This window comes from Colwellia sp. BRX9-1, from assembly GCF_014077195.1.
Classification (GTDB): Bacteria; Pseudomonadota; Gammaproteobacteria; order Enterobacterales; family Alteromonadaceae; genus Colwellia_A.
Window position 1 is genome coordinate 100,426 of the sequence record NZ_JACGVM010000009.1, and the last position, 25,653, is coordinate 126,078.

A 25,653-nucleotide genomic window follows, 5' to 3' on the forward strand; every position below is an offset into this window, starting at 1 on the left:
TATTGATAGAAAACAACACTGTGGATTAGATTTATGTCAGAATGGAAGAATACAACTAATAACGCGAAAGGAACACGCGCTTGTCAGCCAAATTTTATAATGAAAATGCAGAAATACTAGCCCAACAATACCTATCAAAAACATTTGATGAGGTACATCAAAGCTGGCATCAACTATTACCTGCCATTATAGAAAACCCCAACGCACGTATTTTAGATATTGGTGCAGGCTCAGGCCGCGACGCCAAATATATTGCCCTATCGGCAATAAACAAACATGGTGACATAAACGGCACACAGGTTATTGCTGTTGAACCAGCTAATTTACTGGCAGAGCTTGGCGCATGTCAAACCGCAGGGCTTAATGTGAAATGGCTTACAGACTCTTTACCCGCGTTAAATACTATAACCAAACAAGAAGTCAGCTTTGATTTAATTCTGCTAAGCGCTGTTTGGATGCACATCCCAGTAAGTGCTCGCCCACGCTCAATTCGTAAACTTGCCAACTTGCTTAAACCAGGTGGTAAACTGGTTATTTCGCTACGGCATTCCTCAGATAGTGAGCAAGCAGAGCAAGAGCGCAAAGAGCGTAAAATGCATGTCGTTTGTGCTGATGAATTAAAACGCTTAGCCACTGATGTAGGGCTACTCACCAAATTAGAAACTCAAAAAGAAGACGATAAACTAGGGAGGGGGCACGTCTCTTGGCAAACCCTAGTATTACAATTACCCGATGATGGCACAGGTGCATTTCCGTTTATTCGCCATGTCGCAATTAACGATGGTAAATCAGCCACCCACAAACTTGCCTTGCTTAGAGTCTTACTGCGTCTTGCCGACGGCCACCCAGGTTCAGTACTGAGGCGTGAACCTTCTCCTTTTGGTGACCGAGTTATATTACCCGTAGGTCTAGTAGCTTTATATTGGTGTCATCAATATAAAGACTTAATTGATAGTCATAAATTATTTCAGCGACCGGGAAATAATTCGAATATGGGTTTTATGACAGCAAATGGGTGGGACAAGTTAACTCACTTAACGGCTTCAGATTATCGTATTGGTAACCTCTTTACAGGCGATGATGCTAAAGCACTTTATCGGACATTATCAGCAGCCGTTCAAAATATTAAAAAGATGCCTTGTACTTATATAACACTGCCAAATAGTGACAAAGAAATTTTTGAAGTAGCTAACAAAACCGTAAAAGCCAAAGACAGTATCTTTCTTGATTTACAAACCCTTGAGCAATGGGGCGAGTTTTCGTTGCCTGAATCAACATGGCTTGCGTTTAATCGTTATGCCTGTTGGATAGAGCCTGTACTGGTAAGTGAATGGGTAAAAACCATGGCAGGCTATGCAGGTAATGCCCAATATAAATCACCAGAAAATCAATTTAAATTACACCAGGCATTAAATTGGGAAGAGCCCAAACGCACCACGGTTGAAGTGCGTAAACGCTTCGAACAACTTAAAAAGCAATCGCCTAATAGTGAGTTAATAAAATGTGTATGGTCTGCAAAGTCATTAAAGCAAAGTTACGACATTGATCACAGCATGCCGTTTGCCCGTTGGCCAAATAACGACTTATGGAACTTACTGCCAACTGACAGCTCAGTGAACAATCAAAAAAGCGATAGATTGCCAACAGAGCAAAAACTAAAACAAGCAAAAGAGCGCATACAGCACTGGTGGCAAACAGCTTGGCTTGATGATGAATCATCAACTTCTCGAATAATAGCAGACTCCTCAGCCTTTCTTCTAAGAGCAGAACCTTCAGAGTTTTTAAAGAATGAGCAGAGTCAACGTTTTTTCGCTGAGGCAAATATCGCTTTACCGGGGTTAAGTTCAGATAACTCGTCAGTAGATGACTTGTTTGAGGCTTTGGTGATGCAACGTGGTCGATTGAAAGAAATGCAGCAATTGAGAGAGTGGTAATGACTTTGTCATAAAGCATATTTTTTATTATTTAATCACTAGAGATAATATCAATAAAAACCTTTAATAAACCCCAAGCTATAGCGGTCAACTAGATATGTAGTGACATAGTTCATTTGGCCACTACAATAAACCCTCAAGGGAAGAGGAGTTGAGTTACTTCAACTCAAAGTATCTCCTAAATTGGTTGATGAAAATTAACTTTATAAAATACTGGTATTATTGACTCGTATCAATGTGATTAGTTATAAATGGTTGACATATAATAGAAAAAACAAGAAGATGTTTATAGGGAAGTGTGCGATGCCGATAAAATTAGCTCTGCTAAATAGAGATCGCATTATCGTTTAGTAGGAGTTGTAAGTGGGATTAATTGAATGGAAGTAGCCCAGAAAAAATCAAAAAATAAATTTGGACACTTGTTGAAACTGGCAGTTCTGTCAGGCGTCGAAAAAGCTGTCCGTGCACATTTAAAAATATCTCCTTTTGTCAATGTTAAAGATAAAAATGATATAACCCCATTAATGTTGGCTGCAAAGAAAGGCCACTTTAATATTTGCCAGCTTTTGCTCCAAGCTGGCGCTATTACAACACTAGAAGATTCAAAGGGCCTAATAGCTAGAAGCTATGCAGAAGAAAACCAGCATTGGGAAGTTGTGAACCTATTAAGTGAACATTTGCCAGAAAGTTATGACGTCGAAGAAAATATCTCAATTAAACCTGAAGCTCATGATAAAAACTATCCTCCATTTAGTGATAATAGTAACCCAATTCCACTTTACTCAGAATGTGCTTTGGAAGAAGCTAAAGCAGATTTTAATTGTATAGATAAGGCTGAAAATATAACAAGCGTTGCAGACATTGGTTCTAGCATTAAGGTGGAGCCTGTAGATGAAAAAGAAATTCAGCCAAGTCCTACCTCACCATACGCACTCATATTAGAAGAACATAGTGAAGAAGATGACCTTGGAGGATGGAACTTTTTAGAAGATAATTTTCATCCTGAAGAAGATCGTACTAGTAAAAATGACGCACAAATAATTCAAAACAACATTTCCAATCACATTCCGATAGATACAAGCGAAGACTGGTCAGATATATTCATTGATCTACCTGATGTTATACATTCAGATATAAGACTCTTTAGAAATAATAATATTCATGATGGGCTGAAAGAGCTTTATCGATTAGCAATGAAATCAAAAGAAATAAATAAAGATGTAGTAATTAAATGTGTAAGTGAATTATTTGAAGATCAATTATGGCGTGAAACACTTATTCATAAAGGTGTTAAACGATCAGCTTACTCAAAAATACTTCAAGATGATGTAAATCTTCAACAATTTGACGAAAAATTATCTCATAAAATTCGTAATACTATAAATATTCTTGAAAACATGGGCGTTTCTATAGGAAGTGGCTTTTTAGCTTCGGAAGTCCAAGTTGGAGATATATCGACAGACGACGACGTTTCTATAGATGAAGCACTTGAATTACTAGATGATACATTATTTAGCCGGGATGATCCTGCAACTCATTATTTCTCCAATATACCGGCTAAGAGTACATTATCAAGAGAGCAAGAAGCAAGAATTGGCATGGGTATAGAAGAAGGCATTAAGCAGATAATGTCGGCTTTATCTTTGATCGTTGATATTCATAAGTTTTTATTATGTAAATTTCGTGAAGCTATTGACTCAGATGAACCTGAAGACTCTTTGAAAAAAATAATTGCAGGCTTGAATTATTTGAGTTCTAGTGAAGCTAGACAAGAGTCATCAAAGGTCATTAAGAACCAATATAATAATGAAGTTGACTTACAAGAACCAGAATCACCTTATCCATTTGATGAGATTTGCTCCAATATTGAAAGACTTAGTTCGGAGTTAGATATACCGAAGAACACAACATTTATAAATGAAAATAAATCACTATCTCAGTGCTTTGAAAATTTGATTTTGACTGAAAGTATGCGAAACGACTTAATTCAAGTTTGCCAAGGTAGCTATGACAGAGTGTCAGCATTAATCTCAACTCATAAAGAAAGAAATACTGTTGAAGATAAATTTGATGTACCTATAGAAAAATATAATGAAGATAAAATTAAGATTAGTGATGTACTTTCAAGCATAGGGGAAAGTAATAAATCATGTAAAGAAGAAAAAGATAAAATGATTATAGCTAACCTCAGGCTTGTTATATCAATAGCTAATAAATATCAAGGGAAGGGCTTGGATCAGATGGATTTGGTACAAGAGGGTAATTTAGGACTAATTAAGGCTGTTGAAAAGTTTAATTATAAATTGGGATTTAAGTTTTCTACTTATGCTTCTTGGTGGATAAGGCAGGCAATTACTCGTGCAATCGCTGATAAGGCAAAAATAATCAGGATACCTGTTCATATGGTTGAACGAATTCAAAAATTTAAGTCAACAAGTAGAAACCTTTATATTGAGCTAGGAAGGGAGCCAAAAAATTACGAAATAGCGAAATCCCTAGACTTTAGGGTTGAGCAGATAGAAAAATTATCTGAGATTGCAATACAACATACTGAACAATCATGCACGACTAAACTTGAAAATAATTCAAATGACGATGAAAGCAATCCTGAAAGTATATTAATGAGAGATGATAGAGATAATCAAGTAAAAATGCTTCTTAGAGGATTGAAAGAACGCGAAAGGAAAATTTTAGAGTTTCGATTTGGAATAGATATGATTGACAACTTTACTTTAGAAGAAGTAGGGCAAAAGTATAATCTTACGCGCGAAAGAATTAGGCAGGTTGAGGCAAAAGCATTGGAAACTCTAGAGCATGTGTCTCGTTCAAATCATTTAAGGATCTTTGTAGGTAAGGAACCTGATGATGTTTAAGTTACCAAGGAAGACTCATGGAAGTAAGTGGTAAAAGATATGCTCCCCCTAGAGCTGGAGCAATGGTAGAAGCATTAAGAGGATTAGGTTATACGACAGCAACTGCTATTGCCGACATTATAGATAATAGTATCTCCGCAAAGGCAAATAGGATAGAAGTAAACTTTACTTGGGCTGAAGATAAAAGTCGAATAGAGATAATCGATAATGGCAAAGGGATGAATGCGGATGCCCTTGATATAGCAATGAGGTTAGGGGAACTTAACCCCTTAGACGTAAGAGAAGAACTGGATTTAGGCCGTTTTGGTTTAGGTTTAAAAACGGCTTCTTTCTCTCAGTGTAGAAGTTTAACTGTAGCTTCTTACCAAAAAAATGAATTTAACTGTCTCCGGTGGGATTTAGATGTATTAGCCGAGAGTAGTGGTGATGGTTGGTACCTTCTAGAGGGAGCTGCCAAAGAAAGCGAGTCTTATATTCCCTTGAAGATAAACGACAGTTCATCTGGAACATATGTCCTTTGGGAAAAACTCGATCGTATATTGTCAAAGGGTTTTTCGCCTCAGAACTTTCTTGATTTGATAGATCAAGTTGAAATACACCTAGCAATGGTATTTCATCGATATCTTGAAGACAAAACAACTAAATTGGATATTTTAATAAATGGACGGAAAGTTAAACCTTGGGACCCTTTTCTTTATGGACACCCTGCGAAACCTTGGAATTCTCCACTAGCGTCTCTAAAGAGCTCTAACGGGACTGTAGTGGTTGAATGCCACGTTCTACCGCACCAAGATCGTTTAAGCGATAAAGAATATGAATCTGCTGGAGGCCCTGGTGGGTGGACTGCTCAGCAAGGCTTTTATGTTTATCGAAATAAACGATTATTATTAGCTGGGAGTTGGCTTGGCTTAGGGCAAGGGCGAGCTTGGACAAAAGAAGAGGCTCATAGGCTTGCAAGAATACGGCTCGACATTCCTAATACCGCAGATTCTGATTGGAAAATAGATATCAGAAAAGCATCTGCACGTCCCCCTGTTTCAACTAAGAAATGGTTAATGAGGCTTGCTGAAGATACAAGATCCAGAGCCCGAAAAACTTTCGCAGCTAGGGGGAGGCCAATTAAACACAGGAAGGGACAAACAGTTATTCAAGCTTGGAAAACTGACCATACATCTAATGGAGTAAGGTATAGGGTTGACAAGGACCATCCTGCAATAAGAGCCGTTATTGAGGACTCTGGCGCATTGCTTCCCCAAGTAAAAGCGATGTTGAGAATATTGGAAGAAACTATTCCAGTACAACGGATTTGGTTGGATACGGCTGAAAATAAAGAAACCCCAAGAACTGGTTTTGAGGGAGAAGCTCCCCAGGAAATAATTAATGTACTTGAGGTTATGTACCAAAACCTCATAACTAAAAAAGGTTATAGCGCTCAAATGGCCAAGAACAAATTGTTAGAAACAGAGCCATTTCAGGCATACCCTGAGCTAGTTTTATCTCTTTCAGAATAAAAAATATTAAGGAAAATGTATGACTTTGAATACAGTAGAGCAGAAGGTACTGTCTTTTGTCCAGAGCCTCTTAGAAGAAGAAGATGAAGTGACACCAGCTTTGATTGAAGAAAAAATAAGTATAGCTTTAACTCTAAAAAAGGAATGGTCAGAAAACCTTAATAGAAAATCTGTAATTAGTGAATTAATAAGAAGGGCAAGTACTTGGGTTGGCGAAGATGGGACACTAGTAGACAATGAGGGACATATACCTTGGTTAAATCAAGAAAGAAAGAAGGATTGGCGTTACTGGCAGCGGTATAGAGAGTTTCAAGAAAAGAAACTCTCTTGGAATGTTGTAGAAGGGCTTAATAAATCCACTGATCAAATACTATCTAATCTTGAAGACCCTTTAAGAGAGGGTCCTTGGGATCGACGTGGATTGGTTGTCGGTCATGTTCAATCTGGTAAAACAGGTAACTATACCGGATTAATATGTAAAGCAGCCGATGCTGGTTATAAGATTATTATTGTACTTGCTGGTATGCATAATAACCTTCGTTCTCAGACCCAAATTAGGTTAGACGAAGGATTTCTCGGTTACACTACAAGTATGATAGAAGATGAAATACACAGTGTAGGGGTTGGAGATATTGACAAAGATCCTTCAATTCGACCTAATTTTGCGACCAATAGATCAGAAAAAGGTGACTTCAATACAAAAGCTGCAAAACATATGGGAATTTCTCCGGAACAACGACCATGGCTATTTGTTGTTAAGAAAAATAAATCGGTTTTGGAGAGGTTACTCAAGTGGATAAAAAATCATGTTGCTAATGCACAAGATAGAGACTCTGGTCGAAAGGTTGTAACTCATCTACCACTACTTGTTATTGATGACGAAGCTGATAATGCATCGGTAGATACAGGAGATCAGTCATTTGATGAATTTGGTCTCCCTGACCTTGAACATCAACCTAAAACTATCAATAAACTAACAAGAAAAATTCTTCATACGTTCACTAGAAGCGCTTATGTTGGTTATACGGCAACCCCCTTTGCCAACATTTTCATCCATGAAAGAGGTGCAACCGAAAAAGAAGGACCAGACTTATTTCCAACAGCATTCATTTCTAACCTATCAGCTTCTTCAAATTATGTAGGACCAACAAAAGTTTTCGGTACTTTATCTGAAGGAATTGTCCGAGGAGGATTACCATTAATAAGAACGATGAAAGACCATTGTAGTCAAGATAATAAATCAGGTTGGATGCCAACAAAACATAAAAATGGATATATACCTGCATGTGATGAAGATCATGGAATTCCTTTGTCACTTAGAAAATCTATAGATTCTTTTGTTTTAGCCTGCACTTTGAGGCGCTTAAGGGGCCAAAAAGATGAGCATTGTTCAATGCTTGTTCATGTTACAAGGTTCACCTCTGTGCAAGGAGAAGTGAAAAAACAAGTTGAGGGATACGTAAACTGGTTAAAACAGAGGTTGGTTCGCAGTATAGATAGTGCAAATGCAATTCAAAACATACAAGCTCAATGGGAAGAAGACTTCCTTCCAACAACTAATAAAATGAGCATTGATACCCCAGACTTAGTTAACAAAAGCGATATAACGTGGGCGCAAATCGAAGAGGATTTACCTTACGCAATTTCAGAAATTGAAGTCAGAGCAATTAACGGATTTGCAAAAGAGGCTCTTGATTATGCTGACAGTGCAGGTGGACTTAAAGTTATTGCAATCGGTGGAGATAAGCTTGCACGAGGTCTAACCCTAGAAGGACTTTGTATCAGTTACTTTCTAAGGGCATCTCGGATGTACGATACTTTAATGCAAATGGGTAGGTGGTTTGGGTATAGACCAGACTATCTTGATCTTTGTAGGTTATATACAACCGATGACTTAGTTGAATGGTTTGAACATATTGCTGATGCTTCAGAAGAGCTAAGAGAAGAATTTGACTTAATGACGGCTATTGGAGCAACTCCAAGAGAATATGGTCTTAAAGTCATGTCACATCCAGTGTTAATGGTTACTTCAAAAATAAAGATGCGTAATGCGCAGACTCTATATCTTTCATTTAGTGGACAATCAGTAGAAACAGTTTCTTTGCTACAAGATAAGCAGTCTTTAGAATCCAATTTAAATGCGTTTGAAAAGTTAACTCAAAGTATGGGCGATTCTGAATCTATTCCCCAAAGAAAAAGAGGATCAAGTACAGAGCGCTGGAATGGAAGGGTATGGAATGATGTATCAGCAGAGAATGTCACACAATTTTTACTTGATTATAGAACCCACCAAGCAGCAATAAAGGTGAATAGCCAAATGCTTTCTGAATTTATACAGATAATGTCCCAAGCTGATGAACTTACATCTTGGACCGTTGCGGTAATGAGTGGAGGCCAAGAGAAAACGAGCTATCAAGTTGATAAAGAGCACTCCGTAAAATTAAGTAAACGGATGCCGAAACAGGGGCCTGATGATCGTTATTCAATAGGACGGCTGCTATCTCCAAGAGATGAAGCACTGGATCTAGATGAAGAAGCATGGCTTGCCGCTTTAAAGCTAACTGAAGAGACCTGGTTGAATGACCCAGCAAGAAATAAGAAGGAACAAAGAGAAAAACCAGTTAGACCAAATGGTCCTGCAATAAGACAAGTTAGAGGGTTTGGTGCTGAAGGCATACCTGGAAATCCTGATAGAGGTTTATTACTTATTTATTTACTAGACGCAGCTGAAGTTCCTAGTATCCATGATGACAACTTACCAGTGGTTGCATTTGGTATAAGTTTTCCAGGCAGTGATAGTGGAAAAAAAGTAAAATACGAAGTTAATAATGTATTGTGGGAGCAGGAGTATGACCCTTCATATTGAAGATGAAATAAAGACAGCGTGGAGCGCCTTGACCGGTGACAAAGAGTCTACTGGATGGCTTACTGTTCCGGTATCTGCAACGGGAACTTGTAAAGTGATGGCCGCAAGGCGTTTTCCTGAAAATGTAGAGGCTATATTAGTTGGCTTTGAACTCGAAAGTAGCCCTGATCCCAAACAGCTGCCAAAAGGAAAAGGGTTTAGTGTGGAAGTCATTTACGACGTTCATCTAGGTTCAAATTATAAGTGGCTTGGTCTGGTCAAGCTCCCCACGGGAAGTGAAGATATATTTCTTGGAATGATAGGGGATATCCTCGATATTGTGGGAAGAAAAGGGGAAGTATCCCAAGTCTCTTTATTTAGTGTCTTTCTAGGACGAATAAGAGCTTGGCAAGACTTCATGAGTCGACCTAATATAGAGTTAAGTTCAGAGTCAGAAATAGGTCTATTCGGTGAGCTATGTATGTTAGAAGCTATACTTCACTCGGGAGTGGAAGCATCTAGTGCAGTAGATGCATGGGAAGGACCTTTAAATGGTCTTCAAGATTTTCGTTTAGGACATGGAGCAGTAGAGGTTAAAACTACTACTGCTGCTCAAGGCCTATCAGTAAAAATATTTTCAATAGATCAGCTTGATGACTCAATTATATCACCGATATTTTTGAGTGCTGTTAGGTTAAAAGTTAGTAGTTTAGGTAAAACTCTCCCAATGATGGTTAAAAGCATAAGAATCTTATTACTATCTCAACCTATTGCATTAGCTGATTTTGATAGTCGGTTGCTAAGAGCTGGGTATCTAGATTCTCATACAGATTTCTATAAAAGGTCTTTCATCATTAATGATATTTATAATATTATTGTCGACAGTAGTTTTCCTCGTCTTATTAAAGCAAATGTCCCCTCTGATATTACAGCAATAAAATATGAAATTAATATAGATTCAGTACTCTCGAAAGGAGTATCACTCGATAACATGCTCAATCAATTAGGTGTAATTTAAAATATGGAATTAGTAGATTTTCTTAGACAGACAAATGTAGAAGTCAGAGAGCTTTTGAATGAAAGGTTGGAGACTCCAGGAGAAGCCTATCCTTACCCTGAATCTGTATTTACCGAAGTGATAATGCAACATATGTATGATGTAGGGATGACTTTCGAGCCGAATGTATGTCATTTTGACGCTAAAGTAGGCAATGCCAACGTACGGTTAAGTGGGTATGCGCTTTCTGAAGACCTTGACCAACTAGACTTATTTGTTAGTTTATATGCAGAGACCGAAGATATCATCTCTGTCCCGGCTTCTGAAGTTACTAAAGTAGCTGAATATTGTCTCCGATTCCTATCAAAATGCGCAGAGCAAAAGCTTGCCAGTAAAATGGATGACTCTAGTGAAGCTTTCCCTCTAGCGTTAACAATTCAAGAAGTATATTCAACGTTAGAACAAATTCGTGTTTATGTATTAACTGATAAGGTTATGAATGCAAAATCTAAACAATTTCAGTCGAGAGTTATTCAAGATAAGACTATTAAGCTTGAAGTCATGGATATTGAAAGGCTGTACAGGCATCTTTCAGAAGGAAAACCTCGTGATGAACTGATTGTTGACTTTGAAGATGTCGCTGGTGGTCCACTTCCATGTGTGTGGGTACCGGGACAAGTGAGTGAGTATGACTATGCAATGACGGTTATTCCAGGAGAAACCCTGAGATTTATCTATGATAAATTTGGTCCTAGGATACTTGAGGCCAATGTAAGGTCTTTCCTAAGTGTTACTGGAAAAGTGAATAGAGGGATTAGAGATACATTACGTGAAGAGCCTGAACGGTTCATGGCCTATAATAATGGTCTAGTAATAGTCGCAGATGAAGTCCACTTAGGAAAAACGGCTGATGGAAGCCCTGGTATTACTTGGCTAAAAGGAATGCAGATTGTTAATGGAGGGCAAACCTCGGCTTCATTATATTTTACTAAAAAGAAATATGGTGATGTAGATCTTTCAAGTGTAAGAGTCCCTGCAAAACTTATAGTTCTGCGGTCCCAAGAAGTTCAAGATGAAGAAGCCTTAATAGCCGACATTTCTCGTTATGCAAATAGTCAGAATTCGGTTAAACAATCTGACTTTTCTGCTAACCATGCACTTCACGTATCTTTGGAAAATCATGCTCAGTCTACTTATTGCCCCGATGGTGTTGGTAGATGGTTTTATGAGAGAGCGGCAGGAAGCTACAAAGTAATGCTTGAGCGAGAAGGTACGACGCCTGCAAAATTGAAGAATCTAAAGGTATCGATGCCTCCAGCACGAAAAATCACCAAGCCTGATATGGCTAAATATTTAAATATTTGGGCACTAAAACCAGAAGTAGTTTCATTAGGTGCTCAGAAAAACTTCCAAAAATTTATGGACACTGTTGCTTCTTATGATTGGGATTCAGGAGAGGGCCTTCCGAGCTTAGTTGATTACAAGTATTTAGTAGCAAAAGCAATATTTTTTAAGGTATCACATAAAATAATTCGCTCGAAATACAAGGCTTTCCAAGCTAATATTACTGTTTATACAATTGCAGTAGTTTGTTTGAAGTTGAAGGAAAAAATTAACTTTAATATGATTTGGGAAAATCAAAACTTGTCCCATTCTCTGCAACTATTTATTGAAAAACTTTCAGAAGAAGTTCATGCTTCTCTACATAAATCAGCAGACGAGCGTATGTTGTCTGAGTGGGCTAAGAAAGTAGAATGCTGGGAAAGCATTCAAAAGACTGACTTCTCTTCATCTCTTTTCAGCGTTGAAGCACCTGAGATAATGGACTAAAAGCCTTAAACTTTGTGATTTAAGCTTAGCGATGGGAAAGTTAATTTCCCTCATTTTAACTAGTAATTAAGGTTAGTGTGCTAATTGTTAGTAGATAATAATTTGTACTATATCTGCAATTTTCATTGCAAGGAATGGTGGCACCGCATTTCCCACTTGATGAAACTGTTGTGTTCTATTTCCTTGGAAAATTAATTGTTAGTTAATGTTTGTAATCTGGTTACTTCCCGTATTGTTAGACTGTCTACACTGACAGCGAACATAATGTATACAAATAACCGCCTTTGGGTATGTTCATATAACCATAACAATTTAGCCGTCCTGATAAGAGATAGAGCATACGAAGAAGGCTTCGATTTTGCGTAATGGTTGATTATTTGAACGCGAAACTTATTAAATATAAAAGTAACACTTTTGCACGATCATAAGATAGTGAAATAGTGTTACTTCTTAAGCAGTGGTAATCGGATTTAACCAATTTAATTTTTTAGTTAGTTTTTATAAAGACCGTTATTTATCAATATATCAAGCACATAATTTGCAATTTGTTTCGCTAAAAATGCGGGTACGGCATTACCTACTTGTTGGAATTGCCAACCTTGACTACCTTCAAAATAATAGCTATCAGGAAAAGTCTGGATTCTCGCTGCTTCACGTACTGATAATGACCTATTTTGAGCCGGATCGTAATGTATTTGTGCATGTCCATCCTTGCGTAGATGGCTTGTTATTGTATACGGTATTTGATTTGCTTCTACTACTCTAAATCGATCTGCGTGATTCCCAGACTCCCAGTTTTGATGCTTTGGGGATAAAGCTATAGGGAATTGCCTGCTTCTAGGCGATGGGCTGCTTAAATAGGAATGGGCTTTGGCCCAACAGGCAGAGAACATATATCTTTGTAAATCTGCTTCCATATTATTCCTAGTACAATGATTTAGAACCCCATCCAGTTTGACTTTACAGCCACCAAGCCAATTTGATAGTGCGGGGTAAGACAAGTGAAAATTATCTGAAAAAGTAGTATGGTCATGTTGAATGAAAAAGTCACTCCCTTTACCCTTGTTAAATGCATCATATGATTGAGTTTTCTTCAATTGATTAGCTGTATTTTTAAAAGATTCGCTAATCTCTTTCAGATAGCCTATTTTAAGTGTTTTTGCTAGTTCCCTAACTTCCTTCGAGCCTAGTCTCTTTTTTTCAAAGTCTAATATTTCTTGTGGCGCAATATCAGGGTTTTCTCGTCGAATTATTCTAACGTTCTTTGCAATCTCTTGATTTACAGCTATATTAGTTAGCCTTGTTACAACTTTTTTAAGCTCATTTTTATCTTGAAGAATAGCAGTCAGTTTCTCTTTATTTGACTTCCATATTGAAAGCCAGGAATTTTCATTATTAAGTTCATTAGATACTCTACTCAAACCTGTTCTAATCTTAGGCATTTCGTCAATTAATTCTGATATGCAAGGAGCCAAATCTTGAGATGACTTAAGAGGCGCTTGTGGCGCTTTGTATTTTTTCTTCAGGCCTAGTAGGATTACTCTCTTTCTACCCTGTGGCACCCCAAATTTACGCGCATTGATAACATATGCTTTGTTATTTTTGTATTGTGGCCCACTGGTAAAAAGGTCATCAGACTCGTATTCAGTTACTAGTGAAAAAATATTGTATTGTTCTTCGCTTTTCTTGTTGGGTCTTACTAGTTCATTTTTTATTCTTTCAAATATTTTCTCGCCAGTAGCCAATTTTGCCGAGAGAATACCTTCAACATTCTCCATAATAAATAGGTCAGGATCAGCAACATCCAAAACTTTCAAGTATTCCTGGTATAGAAAGAATCTTTCGTCATTTTCTGGTTTATAGCCTTTTTCAGCCTGTATTCTGTTTCGACCATTCACTGAATATGCCTGACAGGGCGGTCCTCCAATTACAATTAGTGGTCCATTACCCGCTTGTTCATCTTTTATTTCTTTGATTCTTTGAAAAATCGAGGCTTCTTGTTGAGTTGGAGCATAATCGTCTTCTGTTAGCGGAAGGCCCTCTTTTATCTTTTTCCATCTATTAGCATTGCCTAACGCATGAGGCGCGCCTAGTGTTTCTCTATTTGCTTCATCCCATTTCTCGCTATTATTTGACAGCATGATTTTATAATTATTGTTTTTATCCGTTAAATTTCTGCTTTGAACGTAATTTTTGTAATCTTTTAGTTCTGATTCGGTGGTAAGCTTTCTATAAAACGCTCTCAAAGTGAGGGTCTTATGTGCATTTTCTTCAAATTCGACAGACATACCAATTTCAAAAGGTGAATTTTCTTTACAGTTGGAGAACCCTTCACCGAGTCCTCCTGGACCGGCGAAAAGGTCTATAATTTTAATAGGTTTGATCATTTATTTGTAATCATTTAATACAGACATTTCATGGCCTGATAGCACATAGCACTACGAGATAACTATGGGCATTGTTGATGAAAAACCAGAAAAAAGATGATATCTGGTATTAAAAGTAAAAATACTTGACTGAAATTATTATTCGTAAGGTTATTCACAAATAAGGCTTTAAAATCGCATTTATGACAATAGTCTACCAGGAAAATAGGATCTTGTCTTGGACTTCACTAGACAAGTAATTGACTACTTTAGGCTATATTCATAAAAATAAACTTGAAACTGCGCTTAAACAAAGAGTGCAGGGCGGATTAATGCAGGTGAATTTTTAGGTGTTATTACTCGTGTTGAGGCCATTACCTTAATGGATGAAACACACTTTGTTGTTTTTGGTATGACAAACGAACAGCGTAAAACCCGTAAAGCTGAGATAAAGGTGGTTAGAAGTGATCAATAAGCGAGTATTTTTGATATTCCTGTCGTTGAGTGCTTACCTAAAAGGTAATTTAGATATTACACTCTTTAGTTTTCTAGAGCTGTGTAGTTGAAACAACTAAGATAATAACTACAAAAGTCAAGAGATGCACGGAGAGGCTAACTTTACTTCATATACTGATGGATTTACTGCTAATGAATTCATTCAGGTTTTAGAGAAGAAAGTAATTTGTGATAAATCAACCAAAGCCATTTTAACTCAATAAAATAACTAGCTATTTATCCTTACTTATAAGATAGTTAGTTATTAATTACACGGAAGTACAAATATGGATATTACTCATCAATGACTTAAAAAACGTCAAAGACAAGAGCGTGATACTTACCCTATTAATCTAGGATTAAGAGTCCACCGAGCTTTAAGCTGACTTGATAGAGCAGAACAAGCAGAAGGTGACCAAGATGGTCAGTTTATCTTTCTCTGGATAGGGTTTAACGCTGCCTATGCAAATGAAATAGATGACCACCACCGATTTACCGAACAAGAAACTTTTCGAAATTTTATTGATAGATTGTGCCAGCTAGATCAAAGTAACTTACTGTCAGACTTAGTTTGGAAAGAATTTACCAGTAGTATCCGTGTGCTTCTTAGTAATCAGTATGTGTTCAAGCCATTTCGGGACTTTCATAATCACAAGAAGACTGAACAAAAATGGCAAGATGATTTTAAAACAGCTAATGCTTTTGCTCATAAAGCTCTAGGCCATAAAAATACCTCGGCCGTTCTATTTGTAATTTTCTCACGTCTATATACAGTACGTAATCAAACAATGCACGGTGGCGCAACATGGAATAGTGCAGTTAATCGAGGCCAAATGCGTGATGCGGTTGTTTTTATGAGTAAATTTTTACCATCCATAATCAAAACCATGATGGATAGCTCTAATGAAATTTGGGGAGAGCCATGTTTTCCTGTTGTAGGGGATTAAGCGAAATAATGTGAATAAAGGTGACTTGCTATCAGCATGAGAAGTTTCCAAGGAGGCTTAGAGCGAGCTTGGTCGAGCGGTTGCATACGCTCTTCTTATATAATTTACGCCCTTTACAAGGCATAAGTCCTGTTTTTTATGGTTATCTATTAAAGCTCCTAAGTTATATCACAACCTTACAAAGAACTGGTAACTTTATTAGAGGTGGGCAATCTCTTAATTTTGATAACCTTTCACAAGTTGATTTGTTCATTCCATCATTAGAAGAACAAAAGGGAATAGCTATGTACTTTAAAAAGTTTATGGTCTCATCATATGGTGAAATAGACTTACTTCAACAACAAATCGAAAAATTAAAAGAATACCAAACCACGCTGTTCAACAGCTCAGTAACAGGGAATATAAAGGTGATTTAGGATGAAGGAACTTGTTTTCAATATAGCTGATATTTTTAACAGTAAAACAATGGGAGGTTGCCTTTCACAATATGGTGCAACTTCATTTCATATTCCCGCCTATCAACGAGGATATAAGTGGGATACAGGGGCAGGCGAGGCGGTAACCGTTTTATTGGATGACTTATGGAATGCATTTGAAAAACAGGAAGATGAATATTATCTGCAATACATCACCGTAAAGCCCTTAGAGTTAGCGACAAATACGAATTATTTAGAAGTGATAGATGGTCAACAAAGGCTAACAACCCTGTCTATTTTATTGTCTGTATTGAACTTGCAACAAGCTGATACAACAAACGATGACAATATCGCCTGTAATAAGCTCGACTATGCAATAAGAGCAAACTTTTTCGGCGAGTTTATTTATGCGCAAGAAAAGCTATCAGAAATAATTGAAATAAGCTGGGACGACTTTATTGCAAAAGACCTTCAACTATTAGATCGCCAAGACATCTTTTATTTACATGGTGCTGTAAAAGAATGCGCTACTTTTTTTGATGATAAAGCTAAATTACTGCATGACTTTAAACTGTATTTATTTAAGCATGTTAAGTTAATAGTCAATTCAGTTGAACAACATATTGTCAGTGAAACAGTCTTCAAAAACCTAAACAACAATAAAGTGCCACTGTCCGAAGTTGAACTAATTAAAGCGTTATTTATAACTCGTGTCGGGCGTGACAAGGTTAACAGTTCAGAAAGTCACTTTCGTGAAGTGATGGAAGTTCGGCTTGGCTTAAGTCGAACTTGGGAAGACATTCAACAATGGGCGCAAAGTAGTGCTATTACGAGCTTTTATTTTGATGATAAAGGCTCTTCTTTACATGAGTTACTTAAATTAACTGCACTGGTGATGGGTGCTAAGCAAGCTGACCTAGTTGGTTCTCAACTAGGTAGTCATCAGCTTTTTAATTTTTTTTCTCAACAGCAAAGCACTCAAAATGGTTTTGAATACTTAATTTCAACACAAGAGCGTTTAAAAGACTGGTTTGATACAGACGAAATATATCATCTCATTGGTTTTTGTCGCTTTGCCAAAAACAGCGAATATAAGCGGTTAAGCTTTTTAAAAGAGTGCTTAGCGCTACCAACTAAAACAGCTTTAACCTCATTTTTGCGAAAAAAGAAGTCGGAATTACTATTTGGCAAAAATGCTGAAAGTGATAACAAAGAAGCTTTAGTTAAAAATTTAAAGTATGGCGACGATGATAAGCAAATTCATGCAGTACTGTTAGCTTTAAGTGTTTTCCCTAAAAATGTTACTAGGCGCTTCGACTTTGATTCATTTAAAAGACAAGACTGGTCTTTAGAGCACATTTTTCCACAAACACCTGAAGGTAAAGGCCACGTTTTAACGGATGATGAAAAACACAATATTAAACATATTTTGGGCGAAGGTAAGGAAGAAAATGAAGTTGTTGAGTTATTACTAAAACAAAAATCTCGAACTACAGATGAGCAAAAAGTGTATGTAGATGCCATCCGTAAAACAGGTACGTTAGACAATATTGGCAATATGTGTTTATTAACTGGCGGAGCAAATAGTGCTTTAGGCTGCATATTTTTCGATGGCAAAAGGCAAAAAATTCTTGAACTCATTCAAAGGGGGAATTTTGTACCCAAACACACTTTTGATGTTTTTGCGAAGATGATTGCTGGTTTAGGTGTTGATTTAAAGCAATGGTCGAAAAAAGATATTGATGCCCATGCGCAATATATAGCAAGTACCATTTTAAATGATATTAAGGATGATGCGTAATGAGAGCAGGTAAATATAACTATCAAGCTTTATTTGTTAACAGGTATGTTGAACAACTCATCATTCCTGAAATACAACGTGATTATGTTTGGCAAAAACCCCAAGTAGTAGGATTGCTTTCTTCGATTGCAGACGACTTTTTACGATTTCAACATGCTGATATACCTTCGCTAAGTTCTGGTGAAGAAAGCGTAGATTCAAAACAGCTTAATGCTGATTTTGCAGACTTTTACCGTCAACGTAATCACTCATCCAATATTGGTTTTATTTATGCCTATAGTGATCAGCAATATGATGGGCGTTATTTTTTAATTGATGGTCAGCAGCGTATAACTACTTTGTATTTAGTGTTGTTATTACTTGCCGTGAGAACGGGTAACAAAGCTGATTTTGAAAAGAAATATTGTATCAAGGGTATGCCTAAGCTCGATTATCGTGTTCGGGACTCTGCTTGTAGTTTTATTCGTCAACTTGTTTCATTCGTTTTAACTAACCCAAACGCTGAAATTAAAGAACAATGCTGGTATTTAAATAGTTATGACAATGACATAACCGTTAAAAATATAATCAGTAATCTTGAAGTGATCACTGATTGGCTAGAAAAAAGTGATTTAGACGAATCAGAGTTCTATCTGTATTTAAATAACTTTACTGAATTTTGGTATTTCGATACAAACATTAGTGCCCAAGGTGAAAACCTATATATTTACCTTAATGCTCGTGGCGAGCAAATGCAGGGCAATGAGAACCTTAAAGCAGAGCTTTTAAGCGCCTTAGAAACTACAGAAAATAAAAATGAAATGGGCGCTGAGTGGGAAAACTGGCAGGACTTTTTCTGGCGAATGAGAGCACAAGGTGTCCGTTTTCCTAAAGGAGCTAAGCTCAATGCAGATAAGGGGTTTAATGAGTTTTTAAACTGTGTAACAGGGCTTAATATTTACTTAGAAGATGAAGCTAATACTTGGATAGATAAACAAAAAGCGTTAAAGCCCTCACAGAGCATGTTAACCCAAGTACTTTCATTAGATCTTATAGCTAAGTATATAAAGGCGTTAACATATATTGCTGATAGTCAGCAATCGCTATCTGACACTTACAATAACACTGAGTGGGTTGAGCAATATTTTTATGAGTTTTGGTCAATACTGAATACGACCACTACAGCATGGGTTATTGATTATAATTACGACCGTTTTTCTACAGAACGCCGAAAAATGGTGTTTGTGTGGGGCGTATTACACTGGGTCGATTCGGCTTTAAGCATTGACAAAAAACTTAGTACTCATCAAATCTTTCGTGGTATACGTCAATTTTACCTTCGGTATAAAAATAATGTTCGTTCAGTTACTGGTAATAACGGCATAAAGAACTCTGTTAAAAGTTTACTTGAAACAGGTTATATTTCAGCGAAGGCTGATGATGAGGAATATAAGAAAGAACGTTGGCTTACGCATATCAGTAAAACAGAAGGCTGGCCAAGTTTAGAGTCAATGCTTTGGCAAATTGAAGATCACCCATTTAATGTAGATGGTTCAGATGTTGGCTTAACCAACAGTAGTCACTTAATTAATTTTGAAGAAAAAATTACGCTCGAAAAGTTAACCAAGATTAAGGATACGTTTTATAACTGTTTTCCCGCTGATAAATCTACAGATAGTAGTAGGTTTCCTAAAGTTCTAAGTTTGCTTTTGCACTATGGAAAATTTTGGAAACGAAAATCTCCATATTATTACGAAAATTATCAGTTTAATGATTGGAGAAACATTGTTCGTTCACGCACCCCACACTTAACGGGAATTGAGTTTAACGTGCTCTTTAATGAATTAATGGAATCAGGATGGTCAGTTGAGCAATTGCTAGCTGAAAAAAGAAAGCGGTACATTGAAGGTACAGATGATTCTTTGTTGAATCAGTTACTTTGGTACAACAATAATTTGCAAGAAGGTATGTGGAATCAAGGCCCATATATTGCTCTTTGTGAATACTATACAGAGAATAAAAAAGACCAAGCATTTGATGAACGCAAGCCATTCTTGAATACAAAAGGTGACTTTAAAGGCGGAAGCCCACGTGAGTTATATACATTGCTACCAGAAGATAAAAGGAGTTCATAATGGTTAGTAAAACAAACGAAGGTTAAATTTATAAATATTGCAGAACGCGTGAAAAGCCACCTGTTTTCTCACGTTTTAGCAACTTATTAACCTATTCATATCGCTCAATATTGATAGTTTAGTGTGTTCTGTTACTAATAACAGTTTATTGGTAACAGAACCAACGCAGATCGGCGCTAAAATAGCTTATTAAGTAACTTTGCTTATCCTGAGCGGAGGTCTATTAGTTTTTTTGTTCTACAAACCTTGTGTAATGGATATGTAATGCATCTAAATTAGGCAAAGTTTTTACTTTTTTACCTGAGTAGCTCTTATAATAATCACAACAACTTGAATCCACTTGAACCACACCTGTTACAGGGTTAATTGAAATCAAGTATAGATCAAACAATGTATGTATATCAGCCCTAAGAAGAACTCCCTGATCCTGAGATAAGCTGTTAGTTTCAGAGTAAGGCACCACATGAGCAGCTTCTAAGGCACTAATAGTTGTACAATCTGTAATGGCACATTGGCCTTTATAAATATCTATTAAGTTATTTCTGAAAACTGGTTGACCACGTCGGTTTTCGATCTGAGAGTATGTCTTTTTATCAATATATGCCGAGTTCTCTATATGTATGTTAACCCCAGATTTAGTAACCTCGTTAATCAGATAGCGATCTAGAATATTTTGCTTTGATTCGTAATTTTTCGTGTTCGATAAGTGGATAATGTAACGACTGGGAGTATCTTTTTGATTAGGAACAGCAAAATTTAGTAAATCACTAAGCGGAATCTGATAAAATTTTTGCCCTGAATTAGCAATGTGGTCTTCGATTCCTAAAGAGATATATGGTGTTAACCCTTTAACTTTTGCTTCGTCAGATAATGTTGATGTTGATTTATAGTCAATATGAATTTGATGACTTTCATTTTTTATACTTTTGGACATAAGCCAAATGATATCAGAGTCACTCACCAATAACTTTTGGCGATTAATTACAATTTCGGAATGTTTACTGTACTTGCTGATAAGTGTCTCTTTTAACGATGCTGTCATAAGCTAATCCCTACTTAAATGATTACAGTTTTAGACTATAATATTGATGATTCTGGTTGAAAAACTAACGCGCGTTATGTGGCTATTAGCAGTCGGCTACAATAACGTGGACAAAAAGTAGCCAGCTGTAAATTGTCTGCTCTTAAGGAATTTTTAGCTGATTATTCAACATAATTGAATTCCCATACACCACCAAAAAGCTCCTTTCCTCCACCATTTTTATGAGTGCTTTTTAAGGGGCTTAAGTTAACGGGTTCAAAGTTAACTTTAATATTTCCATCGAACTCTTCTTTAATCCATTCTTCGATATTTGAAGTTCGCGTTTTAAACAAGCTTTCTGGTTTATGAGTTACTGCAACTAAGAAATTTTTCTCCGCCCTATGACCGTTAGGTGTATTGGCACAAATCCAAGCAAGCCTTAGAGCATCTTTTTTTATGCCCGTTACCCCTAAGCTCCGTTTAAATTCAACTACATGTTTCAGTCGTTTGCTTCTTTGACTTCGAAGTACCAAATCGGCCTTTCCATTTAGCCTAAAATCATCGGATTCACCTGAAATGTCCATTTCAATTTCTTTAGCCATTTGAGGTATCGAATCTTCCATAGAAAAAGTGAAAGATTTAAAATGGTCATGAAGGTATTCTGCAACTTTAACCGAAAGGAAATACTCGGGGAGCGTCACCTGTCATTGAGCATGCATTGTTTGATGCATGCTCTAAAGCAGCGCCAAGAACTTTTCTAATTGACTTGATAATTACTCTCCAAACTTACAAATTAGCTAACTATTTATTATTTTTTATTAATATCCCATATTTTCATGTCGTTAGGAACTACAAAGTAATAAATTTTTAAAACTTGTTTAGAAGCTGATATTCCCATAGCGATACTATTTGACAATTAAGGTGCTATAGTGATTTTTTATTAGGTGAAGGAACATCATGAATAAGAGTACTATTTTAAGACAAATTACCATGCTTAAAATTATTCCTAAGCATCCCGCTTTTGTTCTGACTAAGGATTTATATCAGCGATTAATCGATGATGGTTTTAAAACGTCCACTCGTACAGTCGAGCGAGATTTACATAAGCTTGCTGATGTTATGGGGCTAATCAATTATGATAGCCCCGAGGGATATAAATGGTCTTATATAAACCATGCCCGCGAGTTGTTGCCTGCACTTTCACCAAGCGAATCTTTATTGTTACTTCAAGCGAAAGAGCATTTAAAAAATATTATGCCATTTAAAGCTTTGCAGTCCTTAGAGCCACGATTTGATAAAGCTGAAGCTACTTTGTCACAGAATACGGTTATGGCAAACTGGCAAGATAAAATTAAGGTTGTTCAAGGTATGGTGCCCTTGATTGTTGCTGAGGTTAGTGAAAATATCAGGGAAGATGTTTATGAGGCGGTTGCACAAGTCCAACAAGTAAAAATCAATTATCGAAAAAATAATGGCGATGTTGCCGATTATTCATTAAGTGCTCATGGTTTGATTATAAAAGACTATGTTCAGTATTTAGTGGCGAGCAAGCTTAGTTCTCCAGATATCTTTCAATTATTCAAATTATCACAAATACAATCAGTAGAACGCCAATTTTTAGATAATTTGCCGAGTGCTGATGATGTTTCAGTATTTATACGCTCGGATGTAACAGGCTTCATGATAAGTGAAGAACCAATATTGATAAAAATGAACATTTCTGGCCCAGCGTTAAACCTACTAGAAAATGCAAAACTTAGTGATGATCAACACCTTAAATTTTTTACTGGCAGTACTGGACGACAGTGCGCATTGCTAACAGCTACTGTTGACTTTACCTATACTCTTGTTCACTTTCTATTAGGTTACGGTAAATTGGTGCAGGTATTGGAGCCAGAAAATTTGGTTGATGCGCTAGAAGAGCGTAAAACAGGTGAAGTGTTTTGAATAATGAATTTTATCAGTAAAGACTGCTGAAGGTATTGCTCACCACTAATTTTTAGGTGGCGACAACATCTGTCGCCACCACCCGTATAATAGTCATAGTTCCTTTATTTAGTATTAAAAGAGATAACTATGGCTATTAGAATAAAAACTCATGCATTAGAAATAGAAACTAAACCTTATGCATTAACTATGCATGAGCAACCACTAGTGCTTTGTTGCATTTATAAATTACTACAGCAAATTCAGACTCATTGTTTAGCATTAGATGATTTGATTGATGAGTCTCTCATAGTTCGTAGTTTGGCTGCTTTAGGTATGCCAAGACGTTTTGTAAGTGGCATACATAAAATTGATATCCCAAAGTTCTTACGTAAAACAAAAAATACTAAACAAGATCATCAATTAAAATGGCTGAGCAATATTATTGATGAAACGTCATTGTCTACATTGAAAGCTGCAAAGTTTTACCAAAATATTCGCACATTAACGAAAAAGACAAAACATCCTCGCCTATATTTCAGGTTGTATCTATTTTGTTACCTTAAACAGGTTTCAAGCACTTTTCGTCAATTGATAGACGAGCTTAATTCAGACTACTGTAATAATGAAGATTCTAAATTCCTCCTGTTAAATATTATTGGTATCAGTGAAAGTGATATTAATAAGGCACTTATAGGGGATGAACTATTTGAGCAGACCTGTGATAGCTTGTTGGTGAATCAAGATGAAGAAAGCATTCATCTTCAAAGCTATTCATGTATAGATATAAGGATAATGCTGGCGAATATTGAGCTTCCTCAGAAGTTTATTCCTGTTATTAGTAGCCATCCAGAACTTACTTCTGTAGAGCACTTAATTAGACAGTGTTATCAATTAAACTATAAAACCTCATTGACACCATTAGATTTTTCCTCCGATCAGTTTATACCCATGTTCCAATATTTAGAGACCGCAATTGGACTTAAACAACGGGGAGTAAATATTCTAATACATGGTGATCCAGGTGTGGGGAAAACCGAATTAGTGAAAACGATTGCCAATTCTCTTAGGTGTGATTTATTTGATATTAGTAAAAACTCAAGTAATGATGGACGCGGTAATCTTTCCGAAAATATGGCAAGTGAGTTATTACGGACTCAAGTCTTATGTGAACAACTTGGTAATATTATTTTGTTAGTCGATGAATGTGATGATTTCTTTTATGAGAGTACTTCAAGTGGTAGGAATATAAGAAAACATCAGATAAACAAAATTTTAGAGTGTTCTATTAAGCCAACAATTTGGATAACTAACAATCCTTCCAGCCTTGATGACGCTTATGTACGTCGCTTTGATATGGTGATGGAGATCACATCCCCCGAGCCTGAAAACTATGAAAATAAAATAAGGAAACTAAGTAAGGGGCTGCGCTTATCAAGTGAGTTTATTAAACATATTTGCCATCATAAAAACCTTTCAATTGCGCATATTGAAAAAACGATTAACGTAACAAAAACGTTTGGCCTGACGGCAACTAACGCAGCAGAGCAAATGACTATGTTGTTAAATGGGTATCTAGTTGCAGGCAGTTATCCAAAATTAAAAGATATACAAAAGTCTTCACACTTAGACTATGACTTATCACTGACTAACTGTATTGGGCATGATTTGAGCGTTGTGCAAAAAGGCATTAACCGTTTGGGTGAGTCTCGTATCTTGCTATATGGACCTCCTGGGACGGGTAAGTCAGCATACGCTAAATATCTTGCAGAAGAGGTTGGTTTGCCTTTAATCACTAAAAGCGCTTCTGATTTGCTAGGTTGCTATGTAGGGGAAACTGAAAAAAATATAGCCGCAGCATTTGATGAGGCAAAAGAAAAGAACGCGATATTATTATTGGATGAAGTCGACAGTTTCTTAAACTCTCGAGAGGGTAGCAGTCAGAACTGGGAATCAACTATGGTCAATGAAATGCTGACTCAAATGGAAAACTTTGACGGTGTCTTTATAGCAACAACAAACTTTAATAAAAAGCTAGATCATGCCGTTGCTAGGCGCTTTGACTTTAAAATTAAGTTAGATTATTTAAAACATGAGCAATCGATAAAAATGTTCAAACAGTTAGCACCTAAAATAAGCCAAAAGTCAAAAGGACAGATTAATAAATTACATAATTTAACACCTGGTGACTTTGCTGTCGTCTCTAGAAAATCAGCTTTGCTGGGGAAGTTTACTGAAAATGAGATATTAGATATTCTGATTGATGAGTCGGCATATAAGCAATCAGAAGCTAAGCCGATAGGGTTTATTTAGCTTTTGCTCACAACCACTCTCAGTTCAGAGGCTCTTTTTTTAGAATATTTTTTGATACATCATAGCTGCCTTTTATACTTTAAAAGGCAGCTATGCATTAGAATAAATCATGCGAAAACTTACTGGTCTGACTTGCACGCGTGTTGCACGCGAAAAACAAGAGGTCAGTAAAAACAATGGCTATAGTGGCGAAAAGTGAGAGTTCGAATCTCTCAGTAAGTGATAATGAAATATTGTTGTTAGGGCTAAATTGTTTTGGACTGT

15 protein-coding genes are annotated in these 25,653 nt (G+C 36.6%); 12 read left to right on the forward strand and 3 right to left on the reverse strand.

The features are described 5' to 3' along the window. The first annotated feature begins 80 nt into the window (after positions 1–80). The 6 genes from H4J76_RS10490 (at position 81) to H4J76_RS10515 (ending at position 11,990) form a co-directional block, all read left to right on the forward strand. Complete coding sequence (locus tag H4J76_RS10490) at positions 81–1,934, forward strand: class I SAM-dependent methyltransferase (RefSeq protein WP_182230553.1); 1,854 nt, start codon at positions 81–83, stop codon at positions 1,932–1,934. Between the two features lie 377 nt (positions 1,935–2,311). Then, entirely contained in the window at positions 2,312–4,807 is a 2,496-nt protein-coding gene (locus H4J76_RS10495; RefSeq protein ID WP_182230554.1) for a sigma-70 family RNA polymerase sigma factor, read from the forward strand. Between the two features lie 17 nt (positions 4,808–4,824). Beyond that, positions 4,825–6,318, forward strand: coding sequence for an ATP-binding protein (locus tag H4J76_RS10500; protein WP_259377137.1), 1,494 nt, complete (start codon positions 4,825–4,827; stop codon positions 6,316–6,318). Positions 6,319–6,337: 19 nt separating this feature from the next. Then, the gene (locus H4J76_RS10505) at positions 6,338–9,184 is read left to right on the forward strand and encodes a Z1 domain-containing protein (protein ID WP_182230555.1); all 2,847 of its coding nucleotides are present in this window, start codon (positions 6,338–6,340) and stop codon (positions 9,182–9,184) included. Continuing rightward, positions 9,168–10,181 carry a PD-(D/E)XK motif protein gene (locus tag H4J76_RS10510; protein WP_182230556.1) on the forward strand — a complete coding sequence of 338 codons (1,014 nt, stop codon included), beginning with the start codon at positions 9,168–9,170 and terminating at the stop codon, positions 10,179–10,181. Before H4J76_RS10505 ends, H4J76_RS10510 begins: the two co-directional genes overlap by 17 nt. A gap of 3 nt (positions 10,182–10,184) precedes the next feature. Next, positions 10,185–11,990, forward strand: a complete 1,806-nt coding sequence (locus H4J76_RS10515) for an AIPR family protein (protein WP_182230557.1) — start codon at positions 10,185–10,187, stop codon at positions 11,988–11,990. 491 nt (positions 11,991–12,481) lie between these two features. Here H4J76_RS10515 and dcm read toward each other — a convergent pair whose 3' ends face one another. After that, positions 12,482–14,377, reverse strand: coding sequence for a DNA (cytosine-5-)-methyltransferase (gene dcm, locus H4J76_RS10520; protein ID WP_182230558.1), 1,896 nt, complete (start codon positions 14,375–14,377; stop codon positions 12,482–12,484). A 1,094-nt stretch (positions 14,378–15,471) separates the two neighbouring features. On the opposite strand from dcm, the gene H4J76_RS20290 reads away from it, so the two are divergent. The 4 genes from H4J76_RS20290 (at position 15,472) to H4J76_RS10540 (ending at position 20,129) form a co-directional block, all read left to right on the forward strand. Further along, positions 15,472–15,798, forward strand: a complete 327-nt coding sequence (locus H4J76_RS20290; protein ID WP_404842533.1) for a hypothetical protein — start codon at positions 15,472–15,474, stop codon at positions 15,796–15,798. A 68-nt stretch (positions 15,799–15,866) separates the two neighbouring features. After that, positions 15,867–16,214: a restriction endonuclease subunit S gene (locus tag H4J76_RS10530; protein ID WP_220466018.1), complete on the forward strand. Its 348-nt coding sequence runs from the start codon at positions 15,867–15,869 to the stop codon at positions 16,212–16,214. 1 nt (position 16,215) lies between these two features. Next, on the forward strand, positions 16,216–18,015 hold the full coding sequence (locus tag H4J76_RS10535) for a DUF262 domain-containing protein (protein WP_182230559.1): 1,800 nt from the start codon (positions 16,216–16,218) through the stop codon (positions 18,013–18,015). Beyond that, entirely contained in the window at positions 18,015–20,129 is a 2,115-nt protein-coding gene (locus H4J76_RS10540; RefSeq protein ID WP_182230560.1) for a DUF262 domain-containing protein, read from the forward strand. The genes H4J76_RS10535 and H4J76_RS10540 overlap by 1 nt, the downstream gene beginning before the upstream one ends. A gap of 223 nt (positions 20,130–20,352) precedes the next feature. Here H4J76_RS10540 and H4J76_RS10545 read toward each other — a convergent pair whose 3' ends face one another. Together H4J76_RS10545 and H4J76_RS10550 are read right to left on the reverse strand one after the other, a co-directional pair. Beyond that, positions 20,353–21,171 (reverse strand): HNH endonuclease, encoded by an 819-nt coding sequence (locus H4J76_RS10545; RefSeq protein WP_182230561.1) that lies wholly within the window; start codon positions 21,169–21,171, stop codon positions 20,353–20,355. 161 nt (positions 21,172–21,332) lie between these two features. Beyond that, on the reverse strand, positions 21,333–21,752 hold the full coding sequence (locus H4J76_RS10550; RefSeq protein WP_182230562.1) for a hypothetical protein: 420 nt from the start codon (positions 21,750–21,752) through the stop codon (positions 21,333–21,335). Between the two features lie 355 nt (positions 21,753–22,107). On the opposite strand from H4J76_RS10550, the gene H4J76_RS10555 reads away from it, so the two are divergent. Further along, positions 22,108–23,097, forward strand: a complete 990-nt coding sequence (locus tag H4J76_RS10555; RefSeq protein ID WP_182230563.1) for a YafY family protein — start codon at positions 22,108–22,110, stop codon at positions 23,095–23,097. A 129-nt stretch (positions 23,098–23,226) separates the two neighbouring features. After that, positions 23,227–25,389: an AAA family ATPase gene (locus H4J76_RS10560; RefSeq protein WP_182230564.1), complete on the forward strand. Its 2,163-nt coding sequence runs from the start codon at positions 23,227–23,229 to the stop codon at positions 25,387–25,389. The last annotated feature ends 264 nt before the right edge of the window (positions 25,390–25,653 follow it).

Coding starts and splice junctions, on each gene's coding strand:
- H4J76_RS10495 (WP_182230554.1), top strand. CDS start 2,312: ATGGAAGTAGCCCAGAAAAAATCAAAAAATAAATTTGGACACTTGTTG.
- H4J76_RS10500 (WP_259377137.1), top strand. CDS start 4,825: ATGGAAGTAAGTGGTAAAAGATATGCTCCCCCTAGAGCTGGAGCAATG.
- H4J76_RS10505 (WP_182230555.1), top strand. CDS start 6,338: ATGACTTTGAATACAGTAGAGCAGAAGGTACTGTCTTTTGTCCAGAGC.
- H4J76_RS10510 (WP_182230556.1), top strand. CDS start 9,168: ATGACCCTTCATATTGAAGATGAAATAAAGACAGCGTGGAGCGCCTTG.
- H4J76_RS10515 (WP_182230557.1), top strand. CDS start 10,185: ATGGAATTAGTAGATTTTCTTAGACAGACAAATGTAGAAGTCAGAGAG.
- dcm (WP_182230558.1), bottom strand. CDS start 14,377: ATGATCAAACCTATTAAAATTATAGACCTTTTCGCCGGTCCAGGAGGA.
- H4J76_RS10535 (WP_182230559.1), top strand. CDS start 16,216: ATGAAGGAACTTGTTTTCAATATAGCTGATATTTTTAACAGTAAAACA.
- H4J76_RS10540 (WP_182230560.1), top strand. CDS start 18,015: ATGAGAGCAGGTAAATATAACTATCAAGCTTTATTTGTTAACAGGTAT.
- H4J76_RS10545 (WP_182230561.1), bottom strand. CDS start 21,171: ATGACAGCATCGTTAAAAGAGACACTTATCAGCAAGTACAGTAAACAT.
- H4J76_RS10550 (WP_182230562.1), bottom strand. CDS start 21,752: ATGGCTAAAGAAATTGAAATGGACATTTCAGGTGAATCCGATGATTTT.
- H4J76_RS10555 (WP_182230563.1), top strand. CDS start 22,108: ATGAATAAGAGTACTATTTTAAGACAAATTACCATGCTTAAAATTATT.
- H4J76_RS10560 (WP_182230564.1), top strand. CDS start 23,227: ATGGCTATTAGAATAAAAACTCATGCATTAGAAATAGAAACTAAACCT.